This is a genomic window from Herminiimonas fonticola (genome assembly GCF_040395855.1).
Lineage (GTDB): Bacteria > Pseudomonadota > Gammaproteobacteria > Burkholderiales > Burkholderiaceae_D > Oxalicibacterium > Oxalicibacterium fonticola_A.
Genome location: NZ_JBEBPO010000076.1, coordinates 1 through 12,637, shown reverse-complemented (window position 1 = coordinate 12,637; position 12,637 = coordinate 1). Strand labels below are relative to the sequence as shown.

Annotated in this window: 10 protein-coding genes; 4 read left to right on the top strand and 6 right to left on the bottom strand. The window is 54.3% G+C overall.

What is annotated here, in order from left to right:
• Positions 1-139: 139 nt before the first annotated feature.
• Complete coding sequence (locus ABWP27_RS09870) at positions 140-268, top strand: hypothetical protein (protein ID WP_353156083.1); 129 nt, start codon at positions 140-142, stop codon at positions 266-268.
• Between the two features lie 310 nt (positions 269-578).
• On the opposite strand, the gene ABWP27_RS09865 is transcribed toward ABWP27_RS09870, so the two are convergent.
• The 6 genes from ABWP27_RS09865 to rpmH form a co-directional block, all read right to left on the bottom strand.
• Entirely contained in the window at positions 579-2,807 is a 2,229-nt protein-coding gene (locus ABWP27_RS09865) for an NADP-dependent isocitrate dehydrogenase (RefSeq protein ID WP_353156082.1), read from the bottom strand.
• 165 nt (positions 2,808-2,972) lie between these two features.
• Positions 2,973-4,373 (bottom strand): tRNA uridine-5-carboxymethylaminomethyl(34) synthesis GTPase MnmE, encoded by a 1,401-nt coding sequence (gene mnmE, locus ABWP27_RS09860; RefSeq protein ID WP_353156080.1) that lies wholly within the window; start codon positions 4,371-4,373, stop codon positions 2,973-2,975.
• A gap of 108 nt (positions 4,374-4,481) precedes the next feature.
• Entirely contained in the window at positions 4,482-6,194 is a 1,713-nt protein-coding gene (gene yidC / locus ABWP27_RS09855; protein ID WP_353156079.1) for a membrane protein insertase YidC, read from the bottom strand.
• Between the two features lie 18 nt (positions 6,195-6,212).
• The gene (gene yidD, locus ABWP27_RS09850; RefSeq protein WP_353156078.1) at positions 6,213-6,479 is read right to left on the bottom strand and encodes a membrane protein insertion efficiency factor YidD; all 267 of its coding nucleotides are present in this window, start codon (positions 6,477-6,479) and stop codon (positions 6,213-6,215) included.
• A complete protein-coding gene (gene rnpA, locus ABWP27_RS09845; protein ID WP_353156076.1) occupies positions 6,476-6,886 on the bottom strand; it encodes a ribonuclease P protein component in 411 nt (136 codons plus the stop codon). The genes yidD and rnpA overlap by 4 nt, the downstream gene beginning before the upstream one ends.
• A 9-nt stretch (positions 6,887-6,895) precedes the next feature.
• Positions 6,896-7,030 (bottom strand): 50S ribosomal protein L34, encoded by a 135-nt coding sequence (rpmH, locus tag ABWP27_RS09840; protein ID WP_011872825.1) that lies wholly within the window; start codon positions 7,028-7,030, stop codon positions 6,896-6,898.
• 346 nt (positions 7,031-7,376) lie between these two features.
• Here rpmH and dnaA point away from each other — a divergent pair, with 346 nt between their 5' ends.
• The 3 genes from dnaA to ABWP27_RS09825 all read left to right on the top strand — a co-directional run.
• Complete coding sequence (gene dnaA, locus ABWP27_RS09835; RefSeq protein ID WP_353156075.1) at positions 7,377-8,759, top strand: chromosomal replication initiator protein DnaA; 1,383 nt, start codon at positions 7,377-7,379, stop codon at positions 8,757-8,759.
• Positions 8,760-9,116: 357 nt separating this feature from the next.
• Positions 9,117-10,223 carry a DNA polymerase III subunit beta gene (gene dnaN / locus ABWP27_RS09830; protein WP_353156073.1) on the top strand — a complete coding sequence of 369 codons (1,107 nt, stop codon included), beginning with the start codon at positions 9,117-9,119 and terminating at the stop codon, positions 10,221-10,223.
• Between the two features lie 350 nt (positions 10,224-10,573).
• Positions 10,574-12,637, top strand: a 2,064-nt coding sequence (locus ABWP27_RS09825; RefSeq protein WP_353156071.1) for a DNA gyrase subunit B, incomplete at its 3' end; no start/stop codon positions are given.

The window sequence follows — 12,637 nt, the reverse complement described above, 5'->3', positions numbered from 1 at the left end:
GAAACAAACCCGCGATGCAGGTAGTTACAAGATATGCGTTAAATGAATAGTTCATATCAGAAAATCAAATTGGATTTATAGCTGATATGTTCCTACACTGTAATTACTCCACAAGAGTCAACTACGAAAGGAAAACACCATGTCACAAGCATCGTCTCCATCGGTCTCTACCAAATCTTCTCTGGCCAAACGTATTGCTGCAATTGCGCAACTGTGTGAATCGCGCGGTTCCCAGTACCAGAGCCTGGTGAAGTACCTGCACCTGTAACAGGTGACCCATTGATCGGCATCATGCCGATCCGCTAAAAAATCCTCGTTTATCACGGGGATTTTTGTTTTGTGCGGCCAGTTATTTCTTCGGGTGATGACTGTGCTGCCTGGCAGCTGCGACGAGTTGCGTCAGAAAAAAGAATTTGTTGCAATCCGACCGTGTAATGCTTTTCAACTGATCATCGTGCTCGCGAAGCGAATATTGAATAAAAAAGCCCCGCTTACGTTTCCGTATAGCGGGGCTTTTTTCGCCTTGGATGATGCAGGCGCCAGGCCGTTACCTGGGGTTTGGCGCGGCGATTCCTGAATCAGGCAATGCTGTTCAGCACCTGATTCAGGGTTTTGCTGGGACGCATGGCCTGGCTGGTTTTGCTCGTGTCCGGATGGTAGTAACCGCCGATATCCACTGCCTTGCCTTGTGCCGCTTTCAATTCCGCCACGATCGCTGCCTCATTGTCAGCCAAAGCTTTTGCCGGTGCGGCGAAGTGCGCTTGCAATGCTGCATCGTCGCTTTGTTCGGCCAAGGCTTGCGCCCAATACAGCGCGAGGTAGAAGTGACTGCCGCGATTATCCAGGCCGCCGACTTTGCGTGCGGGCGATTTGTTGGTGTCGAGGAATTTGCCGGTTGCCTGATCCAGTGCTTTTGCCAACACCAGGGCCTGAGCATTTTTGTTGACCTGACCGAGGTGTTCCAGCGATGCTGCCAGCGCCATGAATTCGCCGAGTGAATCCCAGCGCAGGAAATCTTCTTCGACAAATTGCTGCACGTGCTTGGGTGCCGAACCGCCGGCACCTGTTTCAAACAAGCCGCCACCCGCCATCAAAGGCACGATGGACAACATCTTGGCGCTGGTACCCAGCTCCAGAATCGGAAACAGATCCGTCAGATAATCACGCAGCACGTTGCCGGAGACCGAGATCGTGTCCTTGCCGGCACGTATGCGTTCCAGCGTGAAGCGCGTGGCTTCGACCGGCGACAGAATGCGCAGATCGAGTCCGGCGGTGTCGTGGTCTTTCAAATACACATTTACCTTGGCGATGATCTGCGCATCGTGCGCGCGTTGCGCATCCAGCCAGAACACGGCTGGTGTGCCGGTTGCGCGTGCGCGATTGACGGCGAGCTTGACCCAATCCTGCACGGGCGCATCTTTGGTCTGGCACATGCGGAACAGATCGCCTGCTTCAACTTTTTGTTCGATCAGAACTTTGCCGTTTGCATCGATAACACGCACCACGCCGTCAGCGGCGATCTGGAAGGTCTTGTCGTGCGAACCGTATTCTTCAGCCGCCTGCGCCATCAAGCCGACGTTAGGCACACTGCCCATCGTGACCGGATCGAACGGGCCATGCTGTTTGCAATCATCGATCACGACTTGATAAATGTCCGCGTAGCAGCGATCCGGGATGACTGCCTTGGTATCTTGCAGTTCGCCGGCGGCGTTCCACATCTTGCCGGAATCGCGAATCATCGCAGGCATCGATGCATCGACGATCACATCGCTAGGCACGTGCAGATTGGTGATGCCGTTGTCCGAGTTCACCATCGCCAGCGGCGCGCGGCGCGCGTACAGTGCTTGAATATCCGCTTCGATTGCGGCTTGCGTATCGGCAGGCAGCGTCTTGATGCGCGCATACAAATCGCCGATGCCGTTGTTTGGATCGAAGCCGACCTGTTTCAATGCATCAGCGTATTTGCTCAGTACCTCTTCGTAGTACACCGCGACCACCTGGCCGAAGATGATAGGGTCGGAGACCTTCATCATCGTTGCTTTCAGATGCACAGAGAACAATACGTTCTTTGCTTTTGCATCGGCGATTTGTGCAGCGAGAAAGGTACGCAAAGCATTGCGGCTCAACACTGCTGCATCGATAATCTCGCCAGCCTGGACGGCAGTCTTTTCTTTCAGCACAGTTTTGCTGCCATCGGCTGCTGTCAGTTCTATCTTCACATTGCCGGCTTCAGCGATCAGTGCCGATTTTTCGCTGCCGTAAAAATCACCGCTATCCATGTGTGCGACATGCGATTTTGAATCGGCCGACCACGCGCCCATCTTGTGCGGATGTTTGCGTGCGTAATTCTTTACCGACAGCGGTGCACGGCGATCGGAGTTGCCTTCACGCAGAACCGGATTGACCGCACTACCCTTGATCTTGTCGTAACGTGCCTTGGCATCGCGCTCTGCATCGGTTTGCGCATCGTCCGGATAGTCAGGCAGCTTGTAACCCTGTTGCTGCAATTCCTTGATCGCCGCCTTCAATTGCGGAATCGACGCGCTGATGTTCGGCAGCTTGATGATGTTCGCTTCCGGCGTGGTTGCCAGTTCGCCGAGTTCGGCCAGGGCCGGTGCAATTTTTTGCTTGTCGTCGAGGAAGTCGGGGAAGGCTGCAATGATGCGGCCAGCCAGGGAAATATCACGCGTCTCCACAGCGATGCCGGATGAGCGCGTGAACGCTTCAACGATAGGCAACAGCGAGTAAGTCGCCAGCGCAGGCGCTTCGTCAGTGAGGGTGTAGATGATTTTCGAGTTGTTGGACATGGTCTTGAGCTACGTGGCGGTGAGAGGGAAATTCAATGCGTCGACCGGCAAGTTTACTATCGATCGACACATTGAGTTTTTATTGCGGAAAAAGCTGGCAAATTGACTATCTGCGCCAGCGCGTCAAAAGCAGGGATTTCAACAGCGGACGTTTCAAAAGCTGAATTACTTGCCGATGCAAAAACGACTGAAGATCACACCGAGCAAATCGTCTGATGTAAATTCGCCGGTAATGCTGCTCAAGCGTTCTTGCGCCAGACGCAATTCTTCGGCAAACAAATCGAGTGCAGGATCAGTCGCTTCATTATCGTGTGCAGCATGTTGCGCGGCCATCTCCAGGTGATTGTGTGCAGACTTCAACGCCACCAGATGCCGTTCGCGTGCGAGGTAAAGCGATTCGCCGGTTTGCTGCCAGCCGACCAGGTGCAATAGTTCGGTGCGCAACAAATCCATGCCCAGCAAATCGGTTGCCGACAGATAAATATGCGTCGCATCCGGCATGCGATCGATGGCCGGGCGATGGCCGGAAAGATCGATCTTGTTCCACACCCGCATCACCGGCACATTGACGGGGAAGCGTTCGGTAATCTGTTCGTCGGCACGCGTCGGGCCGCGGCTGGCGTCGAGCATGTGCACGATGACGTCGGCCGTTTGTACTGCAGCCCAGGTGCGCTCTATGCCGATTCGTTCGACTTCATCGCCGGCATCGGCAGCATCGCGGATGCCGGCGGTGTCGATCACATTGACCGGGATGCCTTCGATTTGTATGGTCTCGATCACCTTGTCGCGTGTGGTGCCGGCGATAGGGGTGACGATGGCGACGTCGCTGCCGGCCAGTGCGTTCAATAGCGAGGATTTGCCGACATTCGGTTGCCCGGCCAGCACGATGTTCAAGCCGTCGCGCAACAAGGCGCCCTGAGCGGCCTGGCTGAACACGCGTTGCAATGCTTCGCGAATGTTGGTGAGCTGGCCGCGCGCATCCGATTTTTCCAGGAAATCGATTTCTTCTTCCGGGAAATCCAGCGTCGCTTCCACCAGCATGCGCAGGTTGGTGATCTTGTCGACCAGTTCCTGGATGGTTTTGGAGAATGCGCCGGACAGCGATTGCGTCGCCGATTTGGCGGCAGCTTCGGTCGATGCCTCGATCAGATCGATGACGCCTTCGGCCTGTGCCAGATCCAGTTTGTCGTTCAGGAAGGCGCGATGCGTGAATTCACCCGGCTCTGCCATACGCAAGCCGATTTCCGCACCTGCCTCAAGGCAGCGCGTCAGCAGCATTTGCAGCACGACAGGGCCACCGTGGCCTTGCAGCTCCAGCACATCTTCGCCGGTGTACGAATGCGGCGCCTTGAAATAAATTGCCAGGCCCTGATCGATGACACTGCCATCGCTGTTTACAAAGTCGAGATAGGTGGCATGGCGCGCTTGCAGGGATGAACCCTTGTCGGCGCCGCATACCGCGCGCATCACGCTGGAAAGGTCTTTGCCGGAAAGACGGACGACGCCGATACCGCCCCGACCGGGTGCGGTGGCTATGGCTGCGATGGGGGAGGAGTCAAATGTCATGTGTAATATTTATAAACGCTTTGAATGATGAGCGCAACAAAAAGCCCGCGTAATTTCACGGGCTTTTTTTGGCAGCGACAATGCGCTACTGATGCGTGAGCAGAGAACTTAAGCTTTGGCTTTTCCGCCCAGGAGCTTCTCGTTGATAAACCACTGCTGTGCGATCGACAGGATGTTGTTGACTACCCAGTACAGTACCAGACCGGCAGGGAAGAAGAAGAACATGATCGAGAACGCGATCGGCATCCACATCATGACCTTGGCTTGAATCGGGTCAGGAGGTGTTGGATTCAACTTGGTCTGGATGAACATCGAGATCGCCATCAGGATAGGCAGGATACCGATCGTCAGATGGAAACCGAAGATGTTGTACGCGCCGAGCAAGATATCCGGCGATGCCAGATCGTGTACCCACAACCATGATGCGTTGCGAATTTCCACGCTCGCCAGCAAGACCCAGTACAGCGAAATGAAGACCGGGATTTGCACGATCATCGGGAAGCAGCCGCCGATAGGATTGATCTTCTCTTTCTTGTACAGCTCCATCATCGCCGCATTCATTTTTTGCGGTTCGCCCTTGAAGCGGGTACGGATGTCGGTCATCTTCGGCGTGACCAGTTTCATCTTCGCCATGCTGCGATAACCGGCTGCCGACAATGGGAAGAATGCGAGTTTGATCACGATCGTCAGAACGATAATGGTCCAGCCCCAGTTGCCGAGGATCGCGTGGATCTGGATCATCAACCAGAAAATCGGCTTGGCGATAATGGTCAGCCAGCCATAATCCTTGACCAGTTCGAAGCCGGGTGCAACCGCTTCCAGGCGCTTGGATTCTTGCGGGCCGGAATACATCGTGGTGTCCATCGATGCCGTTGCGCCGGGCGCGACGGTACCGATAGGCAGAATGGTGCCGACTGCATACAGATTAGTGGCGAGTTTCTTCGTGAAATATTCGCGCGGGGTGTTCGCCGGCGGCACAAATGCCGAAACAAAGTAATGCTGCACCAGTGCGATCCAGCCGCTCTCGCCTTTCATTGCATGTGCAGCCTTGCCTTTTTCGATCGAATCGAAAGTCACCTTCTGGAACTTGTCGGTATCGGTGTAAATCGCAGGGCCGGTGAAGGCCGAGGCCATGAACATGGAGCCGCCGCCAAGTGCGGAGCCGTCATGCACCAGTTGCAGATACAGCGATGGCGTGATCGGGGTGCTGGTGTTATTGACGACATCATGCTTGATATCGATTTTGTATTCGCCACGTTTGAAGGTGAACGTTTTGATCAGCTTGACGCCTTGTTGCTCGGATTGCAGCACCAGTTGCACTTGATCAGCGTTGTCCAGTGCGCGCGGACCCGGCGCAGCGGTGAACATCGATTTGTGATTTGGATATGCACCACCGATCAAGCCGGTTTGGCCCAGATAAGTGTGTTGCGCGTTTACATCGAACAGCACAACGTTCTGCTTCTCGTCGCCGCTTTCGTGATGCTTCAGCAATTCCAGATGGCGAATTTCACCGCCGGCGGTATCGATGCCAATCTTGATCAGATCGGTCGTGATCGTGATCACTTCACTTTTAACCGCAGCCGCGCCATCTGGCACGCCAGGGTTGTTCGCACCATTCGTTGCCACAGATGTCGTAGCGGTTGGGGCATCAGCAGTTTTGGCGGCATTGTTGCCTGTAGCGGCGGCAGGTGCTGCGGCTTGCTGGGTGGTCGTGGTGTCGAAGAAAATCGATGGTTTGCCGGTATAACGATTGTAGTTATCCCACAGCATCAACAGCGAAAACGAGAAAATAACCCACAGGACGGTACGTTTGATATCCATAAGTGTCTTAATCAGTAATCAGGAATGGCCGCAACCGCAAGCGGTTGTAGAAGAAGTTTTTTCGGATGACGATTTTTTGGGTACCGGATCAACACCGCCGGGATGCCACGGATGACATTTGCAGAGGCGTTTGGTGGCCAGAAAGCTGCCCTTCAAGGCGCCGTATTCGCCGATTGCTTCAAAAGCATAGGCGGAGCAGCTTGGATAAAAACGGCAATTCTGCCCGAGGAAGGGGCTCAGGCCCAACTGGTAAGCACGCACCAGCAATAACAGAATGGTCTTCATTTTTGCCCCTCTGGCAAATGCTGCACAACACTTTTTTGCAGACTTTGTGAAGCAAACAGTCGAGTCAGTTCTTCCCGCAACGCGACTTTCAGGCTGGCCGTGGTGGCAGGGCCTTTTTTCGTATTGACAGGCTGCGACAGGCGGACGATACAATCGATGGACGGCAAGGCCGTTTGTCGAAACAGTTCGCGTGTCACGCGTTTGATCGTATTGCGTGTCACGGCGCGAGGCGCAAGGCGTTTCGCGGCGACCACGCCCAGACGGGCATGTGGCAAATCAGTCTGGCGCGTGTAGAGGACAAAATGCGCAGTACGATACACGGGTCGCAAACGAAAAACGGATGAAAATTCATCCGTTTTAACGATCCGCCGATCGCGTGCAAAGTCGAGCGAACGATCGCCGGTCACGCCATTCGCTTAAGCAGCGAGGCGTTTGCGGCCTTTGGCGCGACGTGCATTCAGCACAGCGCGGCCACCGCGGGTTGCCATACGGACACGGAAGCCATGAGTGCGCTTGCGGCGTACGACGGAAGGTTGGTAAGTACGTTTCATTGTGGTCTCGCTAATCGGCAAATAGTAAAATCGGAAGTCACGCGCCCATCGCCAAGTTTCTGGCAGCTGGCGCATGCTGAGCCGTACGGCGACAACACAAATACCAACACCCTGGGTAGTGAACCCTGAATTAGACAGCATTTTCTACTTCTCTGTCAATCACTTAGCGTAATTGCGCTGCTTGTCTGCCCGATAACGACTTGATGAAATAAGCGTCTGGCCTGTGGATAACTTTGCCCGTCAAGGGTAGAATAGCGGCAACGTGTGGCACGCCATCAAGTATATAAATAGACCACCCGAGGGCGGCCACTGCACCACCCCTGTATCAATTCAAGTAGACGATTCAATGGAAAATTTCTGGCAAGCCTGCTCCGCCCAGTTGGAGCAGGAATTAACGCCGCAACAATATAGTGCGTGGATCAAACCGCTCGCGCCGCTCGATTACGAGGACGGTACCTTGCGCATTGCCGCGCCGAATCGTTTCAAGCTCGATTGGGTGAAGACCCAGTTCGCCAGCCGCATCACCAGTATTGCCGCGCAGTTTTGGGAAGTTCCGGTCGAGGTGCAGTTCGTACTCGATCCGCGTCTGGTTGCAGCCAAGAAGCCGGCGGCGCAAGCCAGTGTTGCGCCCGGTCGGTCCGACGATGTGCCCGCCAACGTGCTGGAGCCGATCCCGTCGAATGCGACCGATCACACGCCGCGCCGCGATCAGAGCCGTATTAATACAGCGCTGACATTTGACAGTTTCGTTACCGGTAAAGCCAACCAGCTGGCGCGTGCAGCAGCGATCCAGGTCGCCAATAATCCCGGCAGTTCGTACAACCCGCTGTTCCTGTATGGCGGTGTTGGCCTGGGTAAAACCCATTTGATCCATGCCATCGGCAATCAGGTGCTGGCTGACAATCCGAACGTCAAGATACGCTATATCCACGCAGAACAATACGTTAGAGACGTAGTGACTGCTTACCAGCGCAAGGGTTTCGATGATTTCAAGCGTTATTATCACTCGCTTGATTTGTTGTTGATTGACGACATCCAATTCTTTGGCGGCAAGAGCCGCACGCAGGAAGAATTCTTCTATGCATTCGAGGCATTGATTGCCGCAAAGAAACAAATCATCATCACCAGCGATACCTATCCGAAAGAAATCACCGGCATGGATGACCGCCTGATTTCACGTTTCGATTCGGGTTTGACGGTTGCCGTCGAACCGCCGGAGCTGGAAATGCGGGTTGCCATTCTGCTCAAGAAAGCGGTGCAGGAAGGCGTGACTTTCTCCGATGATGTGGCGTTTTTTGTTGCCAAACATTTACGTTCCAACGTGCGTGAGCTCGAAGGCGCGCTGCGCAAAATTCTTGCCTACTCCCGCTTTCACGGCAAAGACATCACGATTGAAGTTGTCAAAGACGCACTAAAAGACTTATTGTCGGTACAGAATCGTCAGATCTCGGTAGAGAATATCCAGAAAACCGTGGCTGACTTTTTCAATATAAAAGTTGCCGATATGTACTCTAAAAAGCGTCCGGCAAATATTGCACGGCCACGACAGATTGCCATGTATCTTGCCAAGGAATTAACGCAAAAAAGCCTGCCTGAAATCGGCGAACTGTTCGGTGGGCGCGACCATACGACCGTTTTGCATGCGGTACGCAAGATCGCCGCCGATCGCGGGAAGAGTCCGGAATGCAATCATGAATTGCATGTGCTGGAGCAAACTTTGAAGGGCTGATGATGAAAGCTCGCTGCCTATCAGGCTGTGGATAACTTTGTGGATATCCTTGGGATAAGCGGTGAATATCAGGTGGATAAGTAAGAAGCTGGAAAGAAGCAGGACAAAATAGCGCAGAACCGGGTTTTTGGCGGGTCTTTCTGTCAAAATACGGGATGTTATTGTCAGGCTTGTTCAATAAAAACAGCGGCTTTTTCGTCCGGCCTTTGGAAGTGATGGATGGATGAAAAGTCAGCCAGAAAATTATGACCGACAGTAGTTTGGCGTTCGCGCCCAACTAAACAAGTTGCAGTTTTTGCCCGGAGCATTGGCAATAATGAATACCGCATCCGTTTAACCATCGATAAGGATCTAACTATGCAATTGGTCAAAACCCAACGAGACGCGCTGTTGCGTCCGCTGCAGATTGTGAGTGGTATTGTCGAGCGTCGGCACACATTGCCGATTCTGGCCAATATCCTCATTCGCAAGGATGGCGAGCGCGTTTCTTTCCTGTCGACCGACATCGAAGTGCAAATCACCACGCACGCACAAGTCGGTAGCGGCAACGACGTTGCATCGACCACCGTCGCTGCGCGTAAATTGCTCGACATTTTGCGCGCCCTGCCGGATTCCGGCGATGTCTCGCTGACGCTGGCTAACAAGCGCATGACCGTGCAATCGGGCAAATCGCGTTTCGCCTTGCAAACACTGGCGGCGGAAGAGTTTCCGACCGTGGCGCAAGCCGAGCAATACAACGCCAAGGTCACGCTGCCGCAAAAAACCTTGAAGCACCTTTTCAACATGGTGCACTTCTCGATGGCGCAGCAGGACATTCGTTATTACCTGAACGGTTTGCTGCTGGTAGTCGATGGCAAGAACGTCATTGCAGTTGCAACCGACGGTCACCGTCTGGCGTTTTGCCAGGTTGAAACCGAGCAGGAATTTGCGCGCCAGGAAGTCATCATTCCGCGCAAAACGATTATCGAACTGCAACGCCTGCTGGAAGATACCGATCAGCCTGTCGATCTGGAAATCGCCAACAGCCAGGTCAAATTGACTTTCGGTGACATCGAACTGATTTCCAAGCTGGTCGAAGGCAAGTTCCCGGATTACACCCGCGTGGTGCCCAAGGGTTACAAGAACAACTTCACGATCGGCCGTGACGCCCTGCTGCGTTCCCTGCAACGCGCCGCGATCATGACCTCCGACAAGTTCAAGGGCGTGCGTTGCATCATGAGCCCGGGCAGCATGAAGATCAGTTCGACCAATGCCGACCAGGAAGAAGCAGTCGAAGAAATCGAAATCGATTACGGCGGCGATAGCGTCGATATCGGCTTCAACGTGACTTACCTGCTGGATGTATTGAACAACCTCAAAGGCGACAACATCAATATCGCCCTCGGTGATGCCAACTCATCCGCATTGATCACGGTGCCGGACAATCCGGACTTCAAATACGTCGTCATGCCGATGCGTATTTAACAAGCGGATCAGTAGAAAAGAAGTATGGAAATCGGGGTAAAACGCTTTAAAAACAGCGTTTTACCCCCATGTAGTTCAGAGTAAAAGTAACGTAATCAACACGCACCAGGAAATATCTATTGGTGCGTTAATTTGTTCACCTGGTTCAGTCACCGGTGACTTGCCAGGATTTGCAGGTTTTTGTTTCAAGCAGTTTTTCAGTAACGGTTATTTCGCAACATGAGCAAGAGGCCAAGCCAGCGCATTCAGATGCGCAAGCCAGTTTGTCCCCCGCCGTCGAAAGTCGAGCAGCGACATGAACTCCCCTTCGTTTTGCGCAGTAACCAAGTAACCGTTTTTTAAAGGTAGCCATGTCCGCGATCCCGAACGACAACACCCCGCAATCGCCAGCCACGCTTTCTGCAGCATACGGCGCATCATCCATCCAGATCCTTGAAGGTCTGGAAGCCGTCCGCAAGCGTCCTGGCATGTACATCGGCGATACGTCGGATGGCACCGGCTTGCATCACTGCGTGTTTGAAGTGCTGGACAACTCCATCGATGAATCGCTGGCCGGCCATTGCACCGAAATCAATGTCACCATCCACTCGGACAACTCGATCTCGATTACCGACAACGGTCGTGGCATCCCGACTGGTATCAAGTGGGATGACAAGCACGAGCCTAAACGCAGCGCGGCAGAAATCGTCATGACGGAACTGCATGCAGGCGGCAAGTTCGATCAAAACTCGTACAAGGTTTCCGGCGGCTTGCACGGCGTCGGCGTGTCGTGCGTCAACGGCTTGTCCAAATTGTTGAAGCTGACGATACGTCGCGATGGCAAAAAGCATGAAATGGAATTCGTCCGCGGTGTGCCACAAAATCGCGAGATCGAAACCATCGACGGCCACATCGTCTCTCCTATCAAGGTAGTGGGCGAGACCGACAAGCGCGGCACAGAAGTCCATTTCTGGGCCGACGAAGAAATTTTCACCAATGTCGAATTCCACTACGACATTCTGGCAAAACGCATTCGCGAACTGTCCTTCCTCAACAATGGCGTGCGCATCAAGTTGACCGACCAGCGTACCGGCAAGGAAGAAGTTTTCGCGTTTGAAGGCGGCACCCGTGGCTTCGTTGAATATATCAACAAGGCAAAAACCGTTTTGCATCCGACCATTTTCCAGGCAACTGGCGAGCGTTTGTCGGATCAAGGCACCAACATCGCCGTTGACGTCTCGATGCAATGGAACGACGCCTACAACGAACAGGTGATCTGCTTCACCAACAACATTCCGCAACGCGATGGCGGCACCCACCTGACCGGCCTGCGTGCCGCGATGACGCGCGTCATCAACAAGTACATAGACGAACACGAGTTTGCAAAAAAAGCCAAAGTCGAAGTCAGCGGCGACGACATGCGCGAAGGCCTGACCTGCGTCTTGTCAGTCAAAGTACCGGAGCCGAAGTTCAGCTCGCAAACCAAGGACAAACTGGTATCGAGCGAAGTGCGCGGCCCGGTGGAAGAAATCGTTGCCAAAACTTTGGCCGACTACCTGCAGGAAAAACCGAACGACGCCAAGATCATTTGCGGCAAGATCGTCGAAGCTGCACGTGCGCGTGAAGCCGCACGCAAGGCACGCGACCTCACCCGTCGCAAAGGCGTGATGGACGGCCTCGGCCTCTCCGCCAAGCTGGCCGACTGCCAGGAAAAAGATCCGGCACTGTGCGAACTCTACGTAGTCGAAGGTGACTCCGCAGGCGGCTCCGCCAAGCAGGGCCGCGACCGCAAGTTCCAGGCGATCCTGCCATTGCGCGGTAAAGTCCTCAACGTAGAAAAAGCGCGCTTTGAAAAAATGCTCGCCAGCGAACAGATCACTACCCTGATCGCCACGCTAGGCACCAGCATAGGCGCGGAAGAATTCAATATCGAAAAATTGCGCTATCACCGCATCATCATCATGACCGATGCCGACGTCGATGGCGCCCACATCCGCACCCTGCTGCTCACGCTGCTGTATCGCCAGATGCCGCAACTGGTCGAACGCGGCCACGTCTACATCGCGCAACCGCCGCTGTACAAGGTCAAGCACGGCAAGGATGAGCGTTACCTGAAGGATGACGTGGAAGAAGCCGTCTACATGATGCAGATCGCATTGAACGACGCCGCGCTGATTCCATCCGAAGGTGCAGCACCGATCAGCGGCGACGCCCTGGCCGAGCTGGTGCGTCAGTACAACACCTCCAACGCCATCATCAACCGCCTGACGCGCATGGTGGACGGCGCTGCACTCACGGCCATCATGACCGGCGTAACGCTGGACCTCAGCTCGCAGGAAGTGGCTGCTGCTTCTGCCCAGCGCCTGCAAGACGGCATCGGTGAACCATCGGTAGAAGTCATCGTGCGTCACGACGAGCTGGCCGACAGATTCTCG

Coding starts and splice junctions, on each gene's coding strand:
- ABWP27_RS09870 (WP_353156083.1), top strand. CDS start 140: ATGTCACAAGCATCGTCTCCATCGGTCTCTACCAAATCTTCTCTGGCC.
- ABWP27_RS09865 (WP_353156082.1), bottom strand. CDS start 2,807: ATGTCCAACAACTCGAAAATCATCTACACCCTCACTGACGAAGCGCCT.
- mnmE (WP_353156080.1), bottom strand. CDS start 4,373: ATGACATTTGACTCCTCCCCCATCGCAGCCATAGCCACCGCACCCGGT.
- yidC (WP_353156079.1), bottom strand. CDS start 6,194: ATGGATATCAAACGTACCGTCCTGTGGGTTATTTTCTCGTTTTCGCTG.
- yidD (WP_353156078.1), bottom strand. CDS start 6,479: ATGAAGACCATTCTGTTATTGCTGGTGCGTGCTTACCAGTTGGGCCTG.
- rpmH (WP_011872825.1), bottom strand. CDS start 7,030: ATGAAACGTACTTACCAACCTTCCGTCGTACGCCGCAAGCGCACTCAT.
- dnaA (WP_353156075.1), top strand. CDS start 7,377: ATGGAAAATTTCTGGCAAGCCTGCTCCGCCCAGTTGGAGCAGGAATTA.
- dnaN (WP_353156073.1), top strand. CDS start 9,117: ATGCAATTGGTCAAAACCCAACGAGACGCGCTGTTGCGTCCGCTGCAG.